This window comes from Streptomyces sp. AcH 505, assembly GCF_000818175.1.
GTDB lineage: Bacteria > Actinomycetota > Actinomycetes > Streptomycetales > Streptomycetaceae > Streptomyces.
Genome location: NZ_JTIY01000016.1, coordinates 1 through 19,785, shown reverse-complemented (window position 1 = coordinate 19,785; position 19,785 = coordinate 1). Strand labels below are relative to the sequence as shown.

The window sequence follows — 19,785 nt, the reverse complement described above, 5'->3', positions numbered from 1 at the left end:
CCGCCGGTGATGACCTTGAAGCGGCGGGTGCCGATCGCGATCGTGTCGTCCTTGGTGAGGCGGGTGTAGGAGGCGGGCAGCGTCGAGACGCGCTTGAGATAATCCTGGCCGCGTCCCAGCAACTGATCGGTGAGATCCTCGTCCATGCCGTGGCGGCGGAAGAACAGGCGTTGCGCCTGCTTGCGCTCTTCCGAGCCGCGATGCTGGTGATAGGCGCTCTGCAGATATTCGACCTGCGACATGTGCAGCGGGCAATTGAAACGCTCGACGATCCAGCCCGCGAGCCCGACATGGTCCGGATGGGCGTGGGTCACGATCAGCCGCGTGATCTTCACCGCCTTCAGCGGGCCGTCGAACAGCTTGGTCCAGGCCGCGATGGTGGCTTCGTTGCCGAAGCCGGCATCGATCATGGTCCAGCCGTCGCCATCGGCGAGCAGGTAGATGTTCACATGGTTCAAGCGAAACGGCAGTTCCAGACGGACCCACAGCACACCCGGCCGGATCTCGATGACCTCGTCCAGCTGGGGCGGGGTCTCGAACGGATAGCTCAGGGGATCGGGCGCCTTGTCTGTTGCCTTGGCGGTGGCTGGGGCGTTTGCATGCATCGGGATCATAACCTCTGCCTCCGGCTTAAACGGACATTGGCCGTTACGCTAGCCGAAATTGTTCCTTCCGGCGTCCAAACAGCTGTTTGAAACATACCATCGGGGCCGCTTCAGGGGCTGTTCGCCGCCCGATGCGGCGGTGCATGGCAGACCTTCGCCAACTTGGGCTCATGCCATCCAGGATTGACTGCCAAAATCGTTGGAATTAGCGCCTGCGGGCTTGAAGCGAGCAACTGCTGTGCAATTGACATTCACCCCTTTGAGTGCGGAACCGGAGAGGCCTCTGATACATGCGCAAAACGGCGGCCCAAGCGGACGGCCGAGTTCGGCAGAACTGCTGTGTGATCAGAAAACATGTCCAAGCCGCCCCTGAAGAAGGAAGCCCCGGTAAACGTGGGCTGATCAATTTCTTGAGTAGTCGCCGATTGCGGATGTCGATGGCGTTCGGCCCGCCCAGCGTTCCTATGACCTCGGTGGCGTGATCGAATTCCCGTGGAGTCAGGCTGGTGCCCCCTATCGACGGATCGACGACCCGCACGGACGGCGGCGACCGCGGTGCACCCGATGCACACTCGGCAGATTGAAGTGGAGCACGTATGGGGTGGCCGATAACGTCTCTTCCAGACAACGATAGAGGTCGACGTGGAATCGATTGAAGCAGCGGCGAGGCGTCTGCGCGAGGCCTATGGAGTCGGCCAGATTCAACCCCTGCGCGCCGCGCTCGATCCTTTGGATGCTGCCAAGGCCTATGCGATCCAGGCGGCCAACACCAAATATTGGATTTCTCACGGCCGTCGCGTGACGGGTCGAAAAGTCGGCCTAACGGCAAAAGCCGTTCAAATGCAGCTTGGGGTCGATCAGCCCGATTTCGGTGTGCTGTTCGCCGACATGCAGATCGCTCATTGCGGCGCTCTTCCAGTTTCCAAGGTGTTGCAGCCGAAGGCCGAAGCTGAGGTCGCCATCGTGCTCGGCCGCGATCTGGACCTGCCCGATGCAAAGATCGAGGATGTCCTGGCTGCCGCAGATCATGCCGTGGCGGCAATCGAAATCGTCGACAGTCGGATTGCGGATTGGAAGATCACCTACGCCGACACGGTGGCGGATAATGGCTCGTCAGCCTTTTTCGTCCTGGGTCCGCAGGAAAGGCCGCTCGCCGGACTTGATCTTTACACTTGCGGCATGGCGCTCGAGGTGAACGGTGTGCTTGCCTCGCTCGGTGCCGGTGCTGCCTGCCTCGGCCATCCCCTGGAGGCAGCCGCGTGGCTTGCGCGTACGCTCGCCAGAAACGGAGAACCGTTGCGTACGGGAGATGTCGTGCTGACCGGCGCCCTCGGACCGATGGTGACCTTGAAGCCCGGCGATCGTGTGGAAGCAAAAATCGGCGGTCTTGGCAGCGCGTCATTCGTTTATGGAGACCAACGTTGATGGTCGACAAAGTAAAAGTGGCGATCATCGGGTCAGGCAATATTGGCACCGACCTCATGATGAAGGTCTTGCGCCATTCGGAAACCCTGGACATGGGAGCGTTTGTCGGAATTGATGCGGAGTCCGACGGACTTAAGCGAGCTCAACGCCTCGGCGTTGCGACGACGCATGAGGGGATCGACGGGCTGCAAAGGCTTGCTGTATGGCCTGATATCGGCGTCGTATTCGACGCGACCTCGGCGGGAGCGCACCGCAAGCATAGCGCCGTCGTCACTGGTGCAGGAAAAACAATGGTCGACCTGACGCCGGCGGCGATTGGTCCCTACGTTGTACCGGTTGTTAACGGTGGCGAGCATCTCGACGCGCCCAACGTGAATATGGTGACTTGCGGCGGGCAGGCAACAATCCCCATTGTTGCGGCGATCTCGGCAATAGCAACCGTTCATTATGCCGAGATTGTCGCTTCGATCTCTTCCAGGTCGGCGGGGCCTGGCACACGCGCGAACATCGACGAGTTTACCGAGACCACGGCCCGCGCCATTGAGACGGTCGGCGGGGCAGCCAAAGGCAAAGCGATCATCATCCTCAATCCGGCCGAACCGCCGATGCTGATGCGCGACACAGTTTTCACTCTTTCTTCGGGCTGTACGGAGGCGGAAATCGAGGCGGCCGTGGAAACAATGGTGGAGCGGGTCCGCACTTATGTTCCGGGATATAGGCTGAAACAGAAAGTGCAGTTTGAGAGGTTCGGCTCCAACAATCCGCAACAGATTCCCGGACTGGGTTGTTTCGAGGGAACCAAGACCAGCGTCTTCCTGGAGGTGGAGGGTGCCGCTCACTACCTGCCTGCCTTTGCTGGAAACCTGGACGTCATGACTTCCGCGGGCCTTCGTACGGCCGAAAAGATAGCATTGCGCCGAATGCAAAAAGGTTTCGCGTGATGGGCTTCGATCCCACCGTTTCGAAACTGTATATACAGGATGTAACGCTCCGGGACGGCATGCATGCGATCCGACACCAGTACAGTCTTGACCATATCCGCAGGATTGCCAGTGCGCTTGACGAAGCGAGGGTTGACGCAATTGAGGTGTCGCACGGCGACGGGCTCAACGGATCATCGTTCAATTACGGTTTCGGAGCACATACCGATTGGGAATGGATAGAGGCGGTTGCCGACGTCGTGAAGCACTCCGTGCTCACCACGCTTCTCATTCCTGGTATCGGCACGATCGAGGATCTGAAGCGCGCGCACAAGCTGGGTGTTCGTTCTGTTCGCATCGCAACTCATTGCACTGAAGCCGACATCTCGAAGCAACATATAGCGGCCGCGCGCGATCTCGGCATGGACGTGGCGGGTTTCCTGATGATGAGCCACATGATCGAGCCGGAGGCGCTCGCGCAGCAGGCCAAGCTCATGGAAGATTATGGTGCCGTGTGTGTCTACGTCACGGACAGTGGCGGCGCATTGGACATGGACGGCTTCCGGGAGCGTTACGAGGCATATGATCGAGCGCTGAAGCCGGGTACGCAGCGCGGCATACATGCCCACCATAACTTGTCTCTTGGTGTCGCCAACTCAATCGCGGGCGTGCAAGCTGGTGCCATTCGCGTCGACGCCAGTCTTGCCGGGATGGGGGCCGGCGCGGGCAATGCGCCGCTCGAGGTCTTCGTTGCCGCTGCGGAGCGCAAAGGCTGGCAGCACGGCACAGACCTGTACAAGCTGATGGACGCCGCAGAGGACCTTGTACGGCCGCTGCAGGATAGGCCCGTCAGGGTTGATCGCGAGACGCTGAGTCTGGGTTATGCCGGCGTGTACTCCTCCTTCCTGCGCCATGCCGAAAAAGCCAGCGCGCAGTACGGCGTCGACACGCGCAAGATATTATTGGAACTCGGCCGGCGACGGATGGTCGGAGGTCAAGAGGACATGATCGTCGACGTTGCGCTGGACATGGCCGCGCGCCCTGGCGGCTAGACTTTCATCTCCCGCTATCGAACGGCTCAGGGTGCAAATGCTTTCGAAACTCGACCCACATCATCCTTCAGATGACGCATACGCAGACGGGACGCTGAACGAAACGACTGCCTGTGCTTCAGGCGTTTTCGAACGGCGCTCTTGATGGGAGCTTCGGAAGATCCGTTGCCGGCGGCGCCGTCTTCGAGCGCGCAGACGACCGCGACTGGTCCGGTGCTGAATGCCAGGGCAATTACTGTCCTGGCCGCGGCGTCAGCGACGTCTGTGGCAAATGGATACTATATTCAGCCTCTTCTTGTCGTTATCGCCGCCACTTTTGGGGTCCCGGAACAATATGTCGGCGTTCTCCCGGCAATGACTCAGGTCGGCCTGGCTTGCGGTGTGGTTTTTCTCCTGCCGCTGGGCGACGTTGTCTCTGTCCGCACCTTGTTGATGGTGGTTATCCCTCTTCAGATCTCAGCACTCACTTTGCTGTTCGCGAGTCACTTCGTTGGCAGTCTCGGTCTTGCGTGCCTTCTTGTTGGTCTGTTTGGCATAACCCCCTACGTATTGCCGCCTTATGCGAGCCTGCATGTTCCTCCGGAGCGTATCGGTCATGTGACCGGGGTGCTTACGCGCGGAATAATAACAGGTATTCTTCTTGCTCGGATCGTTGCCGGAGTAGTGGGCACCCATCTTGGGTGGCGCGCAGTCTACTTGTTGGCTGCCGTCGCGATGGTTTTTGTCTTTTTTGCGCTCCGTCGATTCGTGCATGCCACGCCTCACGCTTCGAAACGCGAATTCCCTGGCTACCGCGCACTCATTGTGTCGATGGCCCGACTGGTGATCTCCGTGCCGGAACTGCGTATCGCGGCGCTGTGTCAAGCGGCTACCTTTGGATCGTTCAGCGCGTTCTGGCTCGGGGCGAGCTTGTACTTGCAGAGCCCGACGTTCGGCTGGAGTCCCGGCGCGGTCGGGCTTGTTGCGCTGATCGGCGTCATCGCCGCCTCGAGCGCTCCACTCTTCGGCAGAACCGCGGATCGGGTAGGGCCGCGCGTTACGCGGTTCATAGCCTTGATCGGCATGTGCCTGGCCTGGCTGATCCTCTTTGCCTTCAGTCAGCAGCTGTTCGCCATGGCCATCGGCGTGGTGCTGCTCGATATCGGAGCAGCGCTGCTGGACATTTCCAACCGAACGATACTGTACGGATTAAAGAGCGAGATCAGGACGCGGCTGAACGCCATATATACGGTCGCCATGCTGGGGGGCGGAGCAATCATGTCGGCGCTTGCTGGCCTTTGCTGGTCGGCGGGTGGATGGCCTGCGATTTGCGCCTTAGGTTCTCTACCGCTTGTTTTGTCGATCGCCATTGCCGGTCGGTCGGACATTGCTCGTATTCGTTCATCTGCTCTCGATTAATCGCTCGATCGCGCTGGCAGCGGCGCGGAGTTCCGGCAGTAGATCGGACTTCATTTTGTCAACGGTGATGCCGACGGTATTCACGATGATGTTGATGCAAGCGACCACGTCTTCCGTCTTGTTCATGATCGGCAAAGCGATGGTTGCGGTCTTCTCGTCGGGTTGCCACTCGCGATAATTCATGCCGAAACCCTGCTCACGCGTGCGGCGAATGATTTCTTCGATCGGAAACGGACTACCGGTTATCCGGGCTGAGGGGTCGGGGTCGTCAAGTATCAAGCGAAGCACGGCGGCACGAGTCTCCTCGCGGGAAAAGGCGAGGTAGGCGCGACCCATCGCCGTCCTCAGCATAGGCAGGCGCGTGCCGATCATGCCACGATGGAATGACAACGGACTGAAATGATGCGTCGAGTCCCGTATGACCATCGCCGTTCCGTTGGGAATGGAAAGGTCACACGGCCAGACCACTTGCTCGGACAGCCGTCTTAGAATTGGCGCGGCGAGGCTGGAAACCCATTCCTGATCCGTCAAGCTTTCGCCGAGCTGGCGAATCTTGATGGTCAGCCGGAACGAGCCATCATTGTCATTCCGTTCGACAAAGCCCTCGCGCTGCAGCGTCTCCAGGAGACGGCGAACGGTCGTGCGGTGTATTCCGGTTTGCCGTGCAACCTCGCCTGCAGAGGCTCTTCCCTGGGGAAGCGCGGTGAGACACTGGAGGACGGCCAAGCCCCGCGACAGACCGGTAACCTGCTTATAAATGCCCGGAGCATCGCTTGAATCAGCCATTTTTATCCCGCGGACCAGGGCGACCGCGCCAAACACTCCACCCCAAGCCTTGTCTACCATAGAGGGGCAATGAACGAACAACGAAAAAGATGCAGCATGAATCAAAACGGGACTACCGTTTTGATTGACACCGTCGGGGCTACTTCGCCGTACGATCCAAGTCGGTCCCTCCTTTCGTTGCGTCTGCAATCCCGCTCTTCCGGATGAGCCGATTGATGGGCATCTGATTGTACGACTCGGACGGATCCGGGAGGCTGGTCCTTCAACCCCGATCGGCTGACGCCACGGCGAAGCCCGCAATCCATTCCGGAATTGGGCGGTAATAGTGTCGCTGGAAATGGTAGTGCTGTCCTGCGCCGGTCGCCGACAACGCCGCGATCCAGGTCCGCACCTCGTGCGCCGAAGCGCCAGCCTCTCGCTCGATAACCTCGTCCTTGAGATTGTCGAAGACCTTGGCGTCTCCGCCTTGCGCCAAAGCAAGAAACTCCTCGTCCCATCCGGGACTCAAAGGCTTCAAGGCTGGATCCGCCTCTTTCAGGCGGCTTGCGGCCGATATGACCCGCTTGATCCTGGCTGCCTTCGCGCCTTCATCAGGATTGCGACCGTTGATCAATCTTTCAACGACCTCCGGGGCGGCTGTCGCGATCTGCGGAACGGGTGGTTCATGCGATAGTCCGCCAGATCCGATGAAGAGAACTCGTTTCCCAAGGGTGGCGGCGAAGCGTCCGACCGCTTCCCCCAGAAGCCGTGACCGATGACAACTCGCCAACGGCGGCGCAACCGCGTTGATAAAGATGGGCACGATGGGGGGGGTGGAGAGCGATCCAAACAGATCTTTCAGCGGCCCAGCAAACCCGTGATCGACCTGCATACGGTGCGATACCGCGATGTCGATTTCGGACGAAATCAAAAAGCGCGCGCAATCGCCGGCCGCAGCGGACGCGACGTTGATTGGTCCAGCCAGGGTCCCGAAATCACCAAGCGCGTCTGCCGCTGTAGCGATGCAGAACTGCGGCATGATGTCGTAGAAGAAACCGTTGAAGTGATCCGGCGCAAACAAAAACACGAGTTCTGGATCAAACGCCGTGACGCGTGATCGCAATGTCGCGACCGCCGCATCGACTTCGCCAAGTATCGCAGGTGCAGGATCGAAGTGACCCTGTAATGGTGTATGTGACAAGCAAGCGGCGAGCACACTCATGGCGACCTCCCAGGAAATTACGTTGAAGGCATCGTGCGACGGAGGGGATGTCGCCACCAGTCGGTTTCGGCGGAGGGGCACAGAGTGCACGCTCGCCCGTAAAGGAGTCGGGTCGCAGAGAGCCTGTGCTGGCGAAAATCGGATGTCCGGCGCGATGCCCTCATGAAGGCATCGTATGAGGTGTTGGAACGGCGTCTCGCGCCAACCGGGGCCTCGGTTGCAGGGTGTTGCACCACGCGAGTCTTCAATGTGAGTTCGGCGAGCAGCGGCGACTCCAACGTCTCATCTCGACAGGTCGGTTTTATTGATTGGATGCGCCAATCGGCGCGTGCACAAGGTGCACACACCGATGAAGTCCGTTTACGCCGGTCATGGCCGAAGGATAATTGACCAACGTCCGGATGAGGTAAAAATGGCTGACAACAGTGCAGCGAAATTCTCGAGTGTGTGGAGCGATCTCCGCCAGGTGTCGTTCTCCCAGGGCTTTTTGAATGCCGAGGGCGTTCGTACCCGGTACATCTCGTCAGGCTCCCCCGATCAGCCGCTCCTCTTGTGCCTTCATGGTGTTGGTGGTCACGCCGAAGCCTATGTGCGGAACTTGGAGGCCCATGGCGAAAAGTTCTGGACGGTTGCAATCGACATGCTCGGGCACGGTTGGACCGACAAACCCTCGATCGACTACCAGATCGCGGACTACGCCGGTCATGTTCTCAGCGTATTGAAGAGTCTTGGGCGCTCCAAGGCCCATATCACGGGTGAATCGCTCGGCGGTTGGGTTGCGGCCTATTTGGCCGTACATCACCCTGGCTCGATAGAGAAGTTGGTGTTGAATACCGCCGGTGGATGGACTGCGCATCCAGAAGTCATGGCGCGCTTGAAGTCGATTTCGAATCAAGCCGCCGAAGACCCGTCGTGGGATCGAATTAAGGGGCGTCTCGAATTTCTGATGTACGACCACTCGCAGGTCAACGACGATCTCATCGAGACCAGGCGGGCGATTTACGCGCAGCCAGGATTTGCAGACACGATGAAACGAATCATGTGCCTGCAAGACATGGATCTGAGACGAAAGAACATGATCTCTGAACAGCAGTATCGTTCGATTCTCGCGCCCACCTTGGTTGTTTGGACTTCACATGACCCGACGGCAACCCCAGCGGAGGGCAAGCAGATTGCCGACATGATTCCGAACAGCAAATACGTCGTCATGAATGAATGTGGGCATTGGCCGCAGTTTGAAAATGCGGAAGAATTCAATCGCATTCACATCGACTTCTTGTCGTCGGACGTACGGTCGGACTGAGTCTCCATGGCGCGCTCACGATCTGCGCATTCCGGGAGCGAGACTTGCGGGCGAAGTCGATACCAGCGTGGTCCGGGCGACAGCTTTCGCAGGGGGAGTTCAAGCGCCAACGCGGCCGCCAATATGCGGAACTCCACCCATTGAACAAGATCGCGCGCACCGAACAGGTGGCAGAAGCAGTTCTCTGATCATGTGGTGAGACATCCAGTTTTGGAATTGGCTTGGACGGCGGACATAAGGCCCAGTGACTCTATATCGGGAGGAAACAAAATGAGTGCGTACGAACTAAAGAACAAGACGGTTTTGGTGGTGGGCGGAAGCGCTGGGATTGGCCTGGAAGTCGCCAGGATTGCGGTCGAGTTGGGCGCCAACGTCCACATCGCGTCTCGCGGGAAGACAAAAGTCAACCAACCGCTTTCCCAGGCTACGTATCACGAGTGCGATGCCAAGTCTGAAGTTTCTCTCGCTGCGCTTTTCAGCAAGCTAAACCGGGTTGATCACGTCGCCATGACGGTGCACGAATCGGCAGCTCGACTGGGTATCGACACGACGGCTGAGAAGATGAATCTTTCTGCCGCCATGGAATATGCCGACGGAAAGTTCTGGAGCCAGTACCGCGTCGTCAAGGCGGCCCTGCCGCATCTCGCGCCGGATGGATCCATTACCTTGAGTTCGGGCGTCGCCAGTCGAGCGACCATGGCAAATCATTCGGCGATCTCCGCCGTCAATGCCTCCATAGAGGCGTGCGCTCGACAGCTTGCGAAGGAACTCGCTCCACGCCGTATGAACGTCGTGGCTCCGGGAGTCACCGCCACGACGACTTATGATGCCATGCCTGCAGACGCGAGGGAGCAATTCGTTCAGCGAATAGCGGCGGTTGTGCCGCTCAAGCGCATTGCGCGGGCCGAGGAGATCGCATTGGCTTACGTCTTTGCGATGCAATGCGGATACCTGACCGGGACCGTGCTCGATCCGAGCGGCGGCCAGTTGGTTGCTTAGGAGGGCATGATGTCCGAGACTCAAAAGAAGAACCTCGTCCTTGGCACGGAGCATACCGGACTAACGGTGTCCTCTTTGGATGACGCGCTCGAGTTCTGGTGCGGAGTCATGGGTTTCGAGTTGCTCGCGAGAAGGATTATCGGGACCGGTCCTTTCGTCGAGAACATTGTTGGTGTTCCAGGCGCGAACCTGCACATTGCTGTCGTTATCGCTCCTGACGGGCACAAAGTAGAACTCCTCGAGTATCTCGCTCCCGCGGACCGGCAGGTCATCAAACCTCGATCCTGCGATGTCGGCTCAGCGCATCTTGCGTTTACTGTCACTGATCTCGATGAGATGCTTCGTCGTGTCGAGGCGGCGGGGTGGAAGCGGCTTGGGGTGCCTCAATCCCTTACAGAGGGCCCGCGTGCTGGAGATAGAGTTGTCTACGTGCGAGGTCCAGAAGGCCACACGATCGAATTCTTCGGGCGTCCGGCGGCCGCCAAAGCGTAACCGGCGCGCTCCCTCGGCCGAACTCGGTACTTTGTTGGGAGGCCAACGGTACTGCATGTTGTCACGCAAATTCAGAAATTGCCAAAAAGTCTAGATGGCGGAACGCACCGCCATCCCGGGATCAATTGGACGCATTGCCGAGGCGCTTCGACCCGAGGATCGGTGCGAGGTGTGCACCTCGTGCACACTTCACACGCAGTGCTTGTTCCCTGCCGTTGAAGATCAGCAAGATGAAAAAAGAAGAAGCTCGGGCACAAGCCCCGGCTGGTACCAGGGAAAGCGCAAACGCCAGGAGATGTCGAAGACTTCACGCTGTCTCAAAACAACCGTCGGATGCTCGTCGACCTGCCTGGGCCGCGAACCCGGTCGCGTGACTTCAGATGGTGCGACTTGAAAGCGATGGCACGGGCTTGCAGCGCTTTGGTCGCGGCCATGACATCAGTTTTCGAGATCACATACCTTCGGATCGCAATTGTGGACTGCGTGATCGACGCTTCGTATTCGGGGCTGCATTGGGGAGGACACAAGATGACAAACGCAAGGGTATTCAAGGCTGGTACGCTGGCGGTGTTGGCGCTGTTGATGATGTGGACGTCATCGATGGCCCAGGTCAAGGTTGGCGTGGTCACGGCTGCAACCGGACCAGGTGCTGCGCTTGGCATTCCGTTCAAAAATACTTTCAGCATTCTGCCCAAGACACTTGGTGGGCTGGAGGTTCAATATATCGTCCTGGATGATGCGACCGATCCTACCAATGCGGTGAAGTTTGCTCGAAAGCTGGTTCTGGAAGACCACGTCGACATTCTGATCGGGTCGTCGAGTTTGCCAGCTGCAATGGCTATGACGGACCTCAGCGCAGAGTCAAAAACGCCGCAGATCGCATTGACGCCTCTCGGGCCGGCTGCGGCCAAGAACCCGTGGGTATTCTCCGTCGTGCAACCGCCATTGGTCATGATCGGCGCCGTCGTCGACCACATGCGTGCCCAAGGCGTAAAAAATGTGGCCTACATCGGCTTCTCGGATTCATGGGGAGACATCGTCCTCGCGGCGCTGAAAGTTCATGCCGAAGCCGCAGGGATCAAGATCGTCACAGACGAGCGCTATGCCCGGCTCGATACCAATGTCACCGGGCAGATACTGAAGATACTGTCCACCAAGCCGGATGCGGTGATGATCGGTGCAACCAATACAGCGGGCGCATTGCCCGACATCGCGTTGTCCGAGCGTGGTTTCAAGGGAAAGGTCTACAACGACCAGGGCGTCATGACAGAAGACTTTCTCCGCGTCGGCGGCAAGAGCATCGAAGGGATTGTCGCGCCCGCCGGTCCCGTCACGGTGGCGGAACAACTGCCGGACAGCCATCCGATCAAGAAGGTCGCAGTGGATTTCACCAAGTTGTATGAGACCACTTTTGGTCCAGGGAAGCGGACTGCCGCGTCGGCATTCTCCTACGACGCCTACCTTTTGGCCGATCGAGCCGTTGCCACGGCTGCAAAAGCAGCAAAACCGGGAACGCCCGAGTTCCGGCAAGCGGTGCGGGACGCTCTCGAAGCGACAACGGAATTGGTTGGTACTCATGCCGTCTACAACATGTCGCCCACGGACCATAACGGCGGCGGCGACAAACGCGCGGTGGTGCTGGTCACCGTGGAATCGGGCGCCTGGAAACTGTTGAGGTGAATCTGGACCCGCGACGCACCGCTCCAGCAGCATAACGACACGATTCGAACGATGACGTGTTCGGCGAACCCGCTCATCGTTTGCGGGCTCATTCAGGGATCGACTGACGTCTGCTCCCGACCTCGCGAAAGACATTGCCCATGGATCTGACCGTAGCCTCCTTCCTTTTCCAGGACGGCGTCATCACCGGCGCGATCTATGCGTTGTTGGCCGTTGGCATCGTCCTGGTGTTTACCGTCACGCGTGTGGTGTTTGTGCCTCAAGGCGAGTTTGTCGCCTTCAGTGCCCTCACAATGGCGGCGTTCCAGACAGGACGGACGCCCGGCACGCTCTGGCTTTTATTGGCACTTTCCACGCTTGTCCTTCTGCTGGACGTCCTGGCCGGCGTGCGCGAGCGAGACCGGACACGCGTCTTGCGGGCGCTGTTGATTTACGGAGCGATCCCGGCCGCGCTGGCCGTGCTCGTGGTTTGGCTGGCTCCTCGCCAGTTGCCGATGATGGTCCAGGCTGTGCTCAGCCTGGCATTGGTCATTCCGCTCGGACCGCTTCTGTACCGCGTCGCCTATCAACCGGTCGCCCATGCATCCGTTCTCGTGCTGCTGATCATTTCGGTGGCCGTACATCTGGCTTTGGCGAGCATCGGCCTGGTGCTGTTCGGAGCTGAGGGGTCGCGTATTGCTCCGTTCAACGAACAACGATGGAGCGTCGGGCCTTTGCAGATTACCGGCCAATCGGTGCTGGTTATTGCTGCGAGTGTTGTTGCGATCGGCGCACTCTTCTGGTTCTTCAACCGGACCTTTCGGGGCAAGGCTCTCAGGGCGACCGCCGTCAATCGCGCTGGTGCCGAGCTGATGGGAATAAGTTCGACCAAAGCCGGAGCGCTTGCTTTCACGCTGGCGGCGGCCATCGGCGCATTATCCGGACTGCTTATCGGCCCCATCACGACCATCGTCTACGACACGGGCTTTCTCATAGGCCTGAAGGGGTTTGTCGCGGCAATCATTGGCGGCTTGATCAGCTACCCTCTCGCGGCCGCGGGAGCGATATTGGTGGGGCTGCTCGAATCTTACTCTTCTTATTGGGCAAGCGCCTTCAAAGAGGTGATCGTGTTCACGCTTATTCTCCCTGTCTTGCTCTGGCGCTCGTTCAATTCCCTCCAGATCGAAGAGGATGACGAATGACTGTGCCGCGCGTCGCCCTCGCGATGTTTGTGGCTTTGCTGGCGGGTGGGCCGCTGTTTCTGCCTGAAACCTTCGTGACGATTTTGAACTATGCGGGGCTTGCAAGCCTGGTCGCGATCGGTCTGTCACTGTTGACCGGCATCGGGGGCATGACTTCTTTCGGTCAAGCAGCGTTTGTCGGCGTCGGCGCCTATGCGGCGGCGTATTTCGAAACCGCAACCGGATTGTCACCGTGGGCGTCGCTGCCGATTGGAGTGGTTCTTGCTGCGGCCATCGCGTGGGTCGTTGGCGGGTTGACACTGCGATTGGCCGGGCACTATTTGCCCCTGGGCACGATGGCTTGGAGTCTCGGCCTGTATTATCTGGCCGGAAACCTCGGCTTTCTGGGCGGTCACTCGGGTCTCGGCGACATCCCGCGCTTGAGTCTTCTCGGTTTCGATTTTGGTAGCGGTCGCCGCTTCTCATATTTGATCTGGTTGTTCGTTCTTGCCGCCATTCTGTTGACGCGCAATCTACTCTCATCCCGAGAGGGCCGTGCTATCCGGTGCCTTAGCGGCGGTCGGGTCATGGCGGAATCCATGGGCGTCAATATCTCTCGCACCAAGATTGTCGTTTTCGTGATATCGGCGCTGCTCGCCGCGATCTCGGGATGGCTGTATGCGCACCTGCAGCGGTTCGTTAATCCCACGCCTTTCAGTTTGGACTACGGCATCGAATACCTGTTCATGGGCGTGGTGGGAGGCATCGGGTACATCTGGGGAGCGATCCTCGGCGTGGGCTTGATCACGATGATGAAGGAATGGCTCACCACCGCCCTGCCGCAATTGCTGGGACAAAACGGCAATTACGAAGTCTTCATCCTGTCAATTCTGACCATCGCATTGCTGCACCGGGCGCCAGAGGGTTTGTGGCCCCTGATCAGCGGCAGGTTTCACACACGCCCTAAATCGATCGCTCCCCCGGTCGGATCTGCACAGCCGCTCGGGCGCCGCGCGTTGCCTGCGCCAGGAGAAATCCTGCTTGATGTCTCCGGCGTGACGAAACGCTTCGGCGGCCTGGTTGCCGTCGATGAAGTGAGTCTGCAAGTTGCGGCGGGTGAAATCCTTGCTCTGATCGGTCCAAACGGCGCCGGGAAGACGACGATGTTCAACCTCATCTCGGGCGTTCTGAGGACGACCGCCGGCGACATACAATTCCAGGGCCGCCGCGTCGATAATCTCGTCCCTCACGAAATTGCCAAACTCGGCATGAGCAGAACTTTCCAGCATGTGCGACTTCTGCCGACACTGAGTGCGCTGGAGAATGTGGCGATTGGGGCACATCTACGAGGGGGAGCCGGCATCGTTCGCAGCGCGCTCCGTTTGGAGCGTCCGGAGGAGCGCAGTTTACTTCTGGAGGCGTCCCATCAGCTCGATCGTGTTGGTCTCGGCGCTTTCAGGGATACGCTCGCCGGAAATCTCTCGCTGGGTGATCAGAGAATTCTGGAAATCGCTCGATCATTGGCGGCCGATCCCTGCTTTCTGCTGCTCGATGAGCCGGCAGCAGGTCTCCGTTTGAAGGAGAAGGAAGCATTGGCGGACCTTATCAGGAGGTTGCGCGCCGAGGGCATGGGAATCCTTCTGGTAGAGCACGATATGGACTTCGTCATGGGACTGGTCGATCGCATCGTGGTCATGGACTTCGGCCAAAAAATTGCCGAGGGACGGCCGCGAGATATCCAGCAACATCCTGCGGTCCTGGAAGCCTATCTTGGGAGCGCCGAATGATGGCCTCAAGCGCGTTCGGTGCCAACCCGGTACCAGTTCTCGATGTCAGAAACCTTTCAGTGGTTTACGGCGGCGTCGTGGCACTGCAAAGCGTGAATGTTTCGGTTCTTGCCGGTCAAATGGTGAGTGTGATCGGACCCAACGGCGCGGGAAAAACCACGATGCTGGCCGCCATCATGGGACGACTTGCTTGCCATGGTGATGTCGAAGTTCTCGGGCGAAATCAGTCGCAATGCTGTGTCGAGCAACGCGTGCATCAGGGCATGAGCCTTTTGCCCGAAGCTCGCGAACTGTTCGCCTCCATGACCGTCGAAGATAACCTTCTGATGGGGGCCTATTCTCGTCACGCGCAGGGGTTTCGAGACCATCACGGCACCATGAAAGAGGTCTTTCAGCGGTTTCCAAAGATGAAGGAGCGCAGGACACAGCTGGCAGGCACCCTTTCGGGAGGCGAGCGCGCAATGCTTGTTCTTGGGCGCGCGTTGATGGCGAAGCCGAAGGTGTTGCTGCTCGACGAACCCAGTCTGGGACTGGCGCCCTTGATTGTTCGAGAGATCTTCAGGATCATCGCGGACCTGAAACGATCCGGGGTCGCAATCCTTCTTGTGGAACAGAATGCTCGCGCGGCGTTGCAAATCAGCGACTATGGCTATGTTTTGGAGACGGGTAAGGTCGTCCTCGAGGGACCGAGCACGGAATTGGCGTCTGATCAACGTGTAACCGAAACATATCTTGGTGGATCCGCTCTGAAGTCGCGCGCTGGAACCTGATGGAGAAGTCCAGCGAGATGCCTCACTTCCAGCGTGGGTTACGCGCACGCATGGAAGGAAAAGTCGTTTCGCGGATATCGCGAGTCCCTGCTGGCCATCCTAAAAATGCCTGATGTCGTACTCTCATCGACATTGCGCGTGGCTGGATCGCTAGTGTGCGTGCGGCTTGCGGCGTGCACTGGATGAACAGTTCTAAAAATGGCGTACGGGTTCATACCCGGTCGCTTATACTCGTTGCCGGTGCCTAACTCCCCAATTTTGCGTGGACGCACGCATCGACAAGAATGCAAAAAACGGAGGCGCCGATGCGCGGCCCTATGATCGAGCGGCGAATCGGCCGTACCAAACTTTCCGTGAGCGAACTCGGGTTCGGCGGCGCACCGTTGGGGAACATGTTCAGAACGTTGGACGACGCCAGCGCGCTTGCCGCGGTGGAGGCGTCGGCCGCCTGCGGCATCCGCTACTTCGATACGGCGCCGATGTATGGGTTCGGGTTGAGCGAGGTGCGCCTCGGCAAAGCCGTCAAGCCCATGGTCCGCGAGGATATTGTCATTTCTTCCAAGGTTGGTCGCAGTTTGACGCCGGTCGACCCCAATCTGGTAACGCCAGGAATCTGGGATCAGCCCCTGCCCATGCGGGCTGATATCGATTTCAGCTACGACGCGGTGATGCGGTCCTTCGAGTCAACGTTGGAGCGACTCGACACGCCGTTTGTGGACATGCTGGCAATCCACGACCCCGACGATTCGGCGGTAAGCGCAGGCCTGGACCCATACAGTCGCTCGCACTTCAAAGCTGCCATGGATGGCGCCTATCCGGCGCTCGATGAACTGCGAAGGCAGGGGCTAATCAAGGCGATCGGCGTTGGCATCACCCAGTGGCAGATGCTGTGTGACTTCGCAGTGGCCGGAGATTTCGACTATTTCCTTCTTGCCGGCCGTTACACCTTGTTGGACCAGGAGTCGCTGGACCGGCTGCTGCCCCTGTGCGAGCAGCGCGGCATCAGCCTGGTGATCGGCGCCCCGTATAACTCCGGGATCCTGGCGACCGGCGCTGTCCCCGGCGCCACTTACAACTACAGACCCGCCACGCCGCCGATCCTTGAGAAGGTTGCCCGGATCCAGACGATCTGCAAACGATACGACGTTTCTCTCCCGGCGGCGGCCCTGCAGTTCCCGCTGCATCATCCACTTGTCGCCAGCGTCATTCCCGGGGCGCGTTCGGCCGCGGAGGTGGAAAACAACATTGGTCTACTTTCCCAACCCATCCCTGCCGAGTTTTGGGCAGAGCTGAAGGCGGAAAAACTGCTGGATGAAAGAGCGCCTGTCGCATCCTCAAAATAACTAGGCTCATCTTCTCGTTGCTTCACGACGGGGGGCTGTCCCTCGGAAGTGGCGCACCGCAAGGGACGTCTCAGCGGATGCTGGGAAAATCATCGAGGCAATCACATGGTTACGAATAAGAACTCAGACGTTACTCATGATGCAGACGCCGTAACGTCTTTCCGGGTCGATATCCCGCAGGTCGCGATCGATGATCTCAAACGAAGGCTGGCTGCAACTCGTTGGCCCGACCGCGAGACGGTTGGTGACCGGGGCCAAGGTGTGCCTCTCGGTCTTATGACGTCACTTCTCTCAAGGTGGCAAGACAAATACGATTGGCGCAAGTTTGAGGACAGGATCAATCAATTCCCGCAGTTTCGCACCAATATCGACGGGCTCGGCATACATTTCCTGCACGTCAGATCCCGTCATCAGAACGCGCTGCCGATCATCCTGACGCACAGTTGGCCTGGATCGATCATAGAATTTCTGAATGCAATAGGGCCACTGGTGGACCCGGAGGCCCACGGCGGCAAAGCCGAAGACGCCTTTCACGTGGTTATCCCCTCTCTGCCCGGGCACGGTTTCTCGGACAAGCCGAGCGAACCGGGATGGGATCGGTTCCGCACCGCAAGGGCTTGGGGGACCCTCATGACCCGGCTTGGCTATACATCCTGGGTCGCGCAGGGTGGCGATTGGGGCTCAATCGTCACGCACGCTCTCGCGCAGCAAAGACCGCCGGGCCTGATTGCCGCGCACGTCAACATGCCGCTCGTCTTGCCTGTTCAGCCGCCGGAAAATCCTACGAAGGAAGAGCGCGCAGTCTACGCGGACATCGAGCACTACGCGGATAGTCGCGGCAGTCGGGCCGGCTATTTCAGTCAGCAAGCCACGCGACCGCAGACAATCGCTTACGCTCTTCTGGATTCTCCAGCCGGCCAGGCTGCGTGGATCTACGAAAAGCTGCATGACTGGACTGATCACGACGGCGTATCAGAGGCCTTTCCGATCGACGAGATGCTGGATGGGATCTCCATTTACTGGTTCACTGGCACAGCCGGATCTGCTGCCCGTTTCTATTGGGAAAATATGCACGGAGACCGGCCGTATGGGCGCAACGCCGGAACGATCGAGTTGCCGATGGCCGCCACGATTTTTCCCAAAGAAACGATCCGGCCTCCCAAAGCGTGGGCAGAGGCGCTGTGGCCCAATCTCTTCTACTGGAACTTGGTCGAGAAGGGCGGTCATCTCGCGGCCTGGGAGCAACCAAAGCTTTACGTCGAAGAGCTGCGCAAGGCGTTCAGAATCATTCGAACAGTCCAAACCGGGGAATGACTTTCATCTTTTACAGCTTACAACTTGTAGCCGCGCTTGCCAGCTTCGCCACCGGGATGGTCACTGCCCGTTGGCCTTGTCGCTCGGCGTCTTGATCAGGTCCCTGAGCTTTTCCGACTGCGGAAAGTTCAGGTTGACGCCCTTGGGCGGGATCGGGCTTTCGAACCATTTGGCATAGAGCTTGTCATAGGCGCCCGATGCCATCACGTCCGACAGCGCCGCGTCGACCAGTTGCTTGAAGCCGGGATCGGTCCGGGAGACGACCAGCGCATAGGGATCGCTCGGGAAGCTGTCGCCGAGGAACGCGAAGTCGTTCGGCGCCGTTGCGGTGGCTCTCAGGCCGGCCAGCAGGATGTCATCCTCCATGAACGCCACGGCGCGGCTGGTCTGCATCAGCAGGAACGATTCGGCGTGGTCCTTGCCTTGCACGATCTTCATGTCGAGCGACTTATCGGCGTTCAGCTTGAGCACGAACTGCGCGGTGTTGGTGCCCTGCGTCACCACCACGGTCTTGCCCTTGAGATCCTCGGTCTTGCTCACGCCGGATGCTTTCAGCGCGATCCACTTGAATTGCGGCTGGTAGGTCGTCAGCGAAAACGCCACCGCGCTCTGGCGCGGGATGGTGTTGGCGGTGGAGCCGCATTCGATGTCGACGGTGCCGTTCTGCACCAGCGGAATCCGGTTCGACGAGGTGACGCTCTGGTAGACGATCTTCATGTCGGGGAGGCCGAGCGTGGTTTTGACCTTGGCCGCGACGAGGTTGCAGAGGTCGATCGAGAAACCGACCGGCTTCTGGTTGTCGTCGAGATAGGAGAACGGCACGGACGAATCGCGATTGCCGATGGTGAAGATGCCGGTCTCCTTGATCTTGCTGAGCGTCGGGCCGAGGGCCTGGGCCGCGGCGCCGGAGATGGACGCGGACATCGGGAGCGACAAGGCAAGCAAAAGGCATGGGGCCGCGAGGCCCCTGACGCGTGTCGTCATGGCTATTGATTCCTTTTTAAAATAACGCCTCTCGGCCGGCGATCCGCGCCGGCCTTATCGCGTCGATGCGATCGCCGCGTCGACTGCATCGCCGAGACGCTCGACGATGGCATCCACCTGGCTGTCGTTCACAATGAACGGCGGGGCCAGCAGAACGTGATCGCCCCGGACGCCGTCGATGGTGCCACCCATCGGGTAGACCATCAGTCCGCGTGCCATCGCCTCGCGCTTGATCCGCGCGTTCAGCTTCAGTTCGGGGGCAAAGGGGTGTTTGGTGCTGCGGTCGGCGACGAGCTCCAGGGCGCGAAACAGGCCGCGGCCGCGATTGTCGCCGACATGGTGATGATTGGCGAAACGCTCGTCCAGCCGGCGCCGCAGGTGCTCGCCCATGGCGACGACATTGGCCAGCAGGTTGTCGCGCCGAAGCACCTCCTGCACCGCGAGGCCGGCGGCGGCGGCCATCGGATGGCCCATATAGGTGTGGCCATGCTGGAAAAAGCCCGAGCCGTTTGCAAACGACTCGAAGATCTTGCCGCTGAGCAGCACCGCGCCGACCGGCTGGTAGC

At 59.4% G+C, this 19,785-nt stretch carries 18 protein-coding genes; 13 read left to right on the top strand and 5 right to left on the bottom strand.

What is annotated here, in order from left to right:
* On the bottom strand, positions 1-605 hold a 605-nt coding region (locus HY68_RS38535; RefSeq protein WP_042002354.1), incomplete at its 3' end, for an MBL fold metallo-hydrolase.
* A 642-nt stretch (positions 606-1,247) separates the two neighbouring features.
* Between HY68_RS38535 and HY68_RS41620 the strand changes: the two genes are divergently transcribed.
* The 4 genes from HY68_RS41620 to HY68_RS41615 all read left to right on the top strand — a co-directional run bounded on the left by HY68_RS41620 (position 1,248) and on the right by HY68_RS41615 (position 5,400).
* The gene (locus tag HY68_RS41620) at positions 1,248-2,030 is read left to right on the top strand and encodes a fumarylacetoacetate hydrolase family protein (RefSeq protein WP_078864235.1); all 783 of its coding nucleotides are present in this window, start codon (positions 1,248-1,250) and stop codon (positions 2,028-2,030) included.
* Positions 2,030-2,971 (top strand): acetaldehyde dehydrogenase (acetylating), encoded by a 942-nt coding sequence (locus HY68_RS38525; protein ID WP_042002342.1) that lies wholly within the window; start codon positions 2,030-2,032, stop codon positions 2,969-2,971. Before HY68_RS41620 ends, HY68_RS38525 begins: the two co-directional genes overlap by 1 nt.
* On the top strand, positions 2,971-4,002 hold the full coding sequence (gene dmpG, locus HY68_RS38520) for a 4-hydroxy-2-oxovalerate aldolase (RefSeq protein ID WP_042002340.1): 1,032 nt from the start codon (positions 2,971-2,973) through the stop codon (positions 4,000-4,002). The genes HY68_RS38525 and dmpG overlap by 1 nt, the downstream gene beginning before the upstream one ends.
* A 144-nt stretch (positions 4,003-4,146) precedes the next feature.
* Entirely contained in the window at positions 4,147-5,400 is a 1,254-nt protein-coding gene (locus HY68_RS41615) for an MFS transporter (protein WP_078864234.1), read from the top strand.
* Here the strand turns inward: HY68_RS41615 and HY68_RS40235 are convergent.
* Both HY68_RS40235 and HY68_RS41610 read right to left on the bottom strand, forming a co-directional pair.
* Positions 5,383-6,246 carry a DNA-binding transcriptional regulator gene (locus HY68_RS40235; protein ID WP_078864233.1) on the bottom strand — a complete coding sequence of 288 codons (864 nt, stop codon included), beginning with the start codon at positions 6,244-6,246 and terminating at the stop codon, positions 5,383-5,385. The genes HY68_RS41615 and HY68_RS40235 overlap by 18 nt on opposite strands.
* A 202-nt stretch (positions 6,247-6,448) precedes the next feature.
* Positions 6,449-7,387, bottom strand: a complete 939-nt coding sequence (locus HY68_RS41610; protein ID WP_078864232.1) for a 3-carboxyethylcatechol 2,3-dioxygenase — start codon at positions 7,385-7,387, stop codon at positions 6,449-6,451.
* 412 nt (positions 7,388-7,799) lie between these two features.
* On the opposite strand from HY68_RS41610, the gene HY68_RS38505 reads away from it, so the two are divergent.
* The 9 genes from HY68_RS38505 (at position 7,800) to HY68_RS41600 (ending at position 18,235) form a co-directional block, all read left to right on the top strand.
* A complete protein-coding gene (locus HY68_RS38505) occupies positions 7,800-8,690 on the top strand; it encodes an alpha/beta hydrolase (RefSeq protein ID WP_042002336.1) in 891 nt (296 codons plus the stop codon).
* 270 nt (positions 8,691-8,960) lie between these two features.
* Positions 8,961-9,689 (top strand): SDR family oxidoreductase, encoded by a 729-nt coding sequence (locus HY68_RS38500; protein ID WP_042002334.1) that lies wholly within the window; start codon positions 8,961-8,963, stop codon positions 9,687-9,689.
* Positions 9,690-9,698: 9 nt separating this feature from the next.
* On the top strand, positions 9,699-10,181 hold the full coding sequence (locus HY68_RS41605; RefSeq protein ID WP_157874599.1) for a VOC family protein: 483 nt from the start codon (positions 9,699-9,701) through the stop codon (positions 10,179-10,181).
* 432 nt (positions 10,182-10,613) lie between these two features.
* Complete coding sequence (locus HY68_RS38495) at positions 10,614-11,861, top strand: ABC transporter substrate-binding protein (RefSeq protein WP_198533569.1); 1,248 nt, start codon at positions 10,614-10,616, stop codon at positions 11,859-11,861.
* Positions 11,862-12,001: 140 nt separating this feature from the next.
* Positions 12,002-13,042 (top strand): branched-chain amino acid ABC transporter permease, encoded by a 1,041-nt coding sequence (locus HY68_RS38490; RefSeq protein ID WP_042002332.1) that lies wholly within the window; start codon positions 12,002-12,004, stop codon positions 13,040-13,042.
* Positions 13,039-14,808, top strand: a complete 1,770-nt coding sequence (locus HY68_RS38485; protein WP_052457585.1) for a branched-chain amino acid ABC transporter ATP-binding protein/permease — start codon at positions 13,039-13,041, stop codon at positions 14,806-14,808. The genes HY68_RS38490 and HY68_RS38485 overlap by 4 nt, the downstream gene beginning before the upstream one ends.
* Positions 14,805-15,578: an ABC transporter ATP-binding protein gene (locus HY68_RS38480; protein ID WP_198533568.1), complete on the top strand. Its 774-nt coding sequence runs from the start codon at positions 14,805-14,807 to the stop codon at positions 15,576-15,578. Before HY68_RS38485 ends, HY68_RS38480 begins: the two co-directional genes overlap by 4 nt.
* Before the next feature lie 353 nt (positions 15,579-15,931).
* Positions 15,932-16,921 carry an aldo/keto reductase gene (locus HY68_RS38475; protein ID WP_198533567.1) on the top strand — a complete coding sequence of 330 codons (990 nt, stop codon included), beginning with the start codon at positions 15,932-15,934 and terminating at the stop codon, positions 16,919-16,921.
* A gap of 105 nt (positions 16,922-17,026) precedes the next feature.
* Entirely contained in the window at positions 17,027-18,235 is a 1,209-nt protein-coding gene (locus HY68_RS41600) for an epoxide hydrolase family protein (protein ID WP_078864229.1), read from the top strand.
* 60 nt (positions 18,236-18,295) lie between these two features.
* Here HY68_RS41600 and HY68_RS38470 read toward each other — a convergent pair whose 3' ends face one another.
* On the bottom strand, positions 18,296-19,219 hold the full coding sequence (locus tag HY68_RS38470; RefSeq protein ID WP_042002329.1) for a transporter substrate-binding domain-containing protein: 924 nt from the start codon (positions 19,217-19,219) through the stop codon (positions 18,296-18,298).
* A 54-nt stretch (positions 19,220-19,273) separates the two neighbouring features.
* The coding region (locus HY68_RS38465; RefSeq protein WP_042002327.1) for an aminotransferase class III-fold pyridoxal phosphate-dependent enzyme at positions 19,274-19,785 on the bottom strand (512 nt) is incomplete at its 5' end.

Bases quoted from the DNA above. Each gene is read 5' to 3' on its own strand.
- HY68_RS41600 (WP_078864229.1), top strand. From the start codon at position 17,027: ATGGTTACGAATAAGAACTCAGACGTTACTCATGATGCAGACGCCGTA.
- HY68_RS41605 (WP_157874599.1), top strand. From the start codon at position 9,699: ATGTCCGAGACTCAAAAGAAGAACCTCGTCCTTGGCACGGAGCATACC.
- HY68_RS40235 (WP_078864233.1), bottom strand. From the start codon at position 6,246: ATGGTAGACAAGGCTTGGGGTGGAGTGTTTGGCGCGGTCGCCCTGGTC.
- HY68_RS38490 (WP_042002332.1), top strand. From the start codon at position 12,002: ATGGATCTGACCGTAGCCTCCTTCCTTTTCCAGGACGGCGTCATCACC.
- HY68_RS38525 (WP_042002342.1), top strand. From the start codon at position 2,030: ATGGTCGACAAAGTAAAAGTGGCGATCATCGGGTCAGGCAATATTGGC.
- HY68_RS41610 (WP_078864232.1), bottom strand. From the start codon at position 7,387: ATGAGTGTGCTCGCCGCTTGCTTGTCACATACACCATTACAGGGTCAC.
- HY68_RS41615 (WP_078864234.1), top strand. From the start codon at position 4,147: ATGGGAGCTTCGGAAGATCCGTTGCCGGCGGCGCCGTCTTCGAGCGCG.
- HY68_RS38480 (WP_198533568.1), top strand. From the start codon at position 14,805: ATGATGGCCTCAAGCGCGTTCGGTGCCAACCCGGTACCAGTTCTCGAT.
- dmpG (WP_042002340.1), top strand. From the start codon at position 2,971: ATGGGCTTCGATCCCACCGTTTCGAAACTGTATATACAGGATGTAACG.
- HY68_RS38505 (WP_042002336.1), top strand. From the start codon at position 7,800: ATGGCTGACAACAGTGCAGCGAAATTCTCGAGTGTGTGGAGCGATCTC.
- HY68_RS38500 (WP_042002334.1), top strand. From the start codon at position 8,961: ATGAGTGCGTACGAACTAAAGAACAAGACGGTTTTGGTGGTGGGCGGA.
- HY68_RS38495 (WP_198533569.1), top strand. From the start codon at position 10,614: ATGACATCAGTTTTCGAGATCACATACCTTCGGATCGCAATTGTGGAC.
- HY68_RS38470 (WP_042002329.1), bottom strand. From the start codon at position 19,219: ATGACGACACGCGTCAGGGGCCTCGCGGCCCCATGCCTTTTGCTTGCC.
- HY68_RS38485 (WP_052457585.1), top strand. From the start codon at position 13,039: ATGACTGTGCCGCGCGTCGCCCTCGCGATGTTTGTGGCTTTGCTGGCG.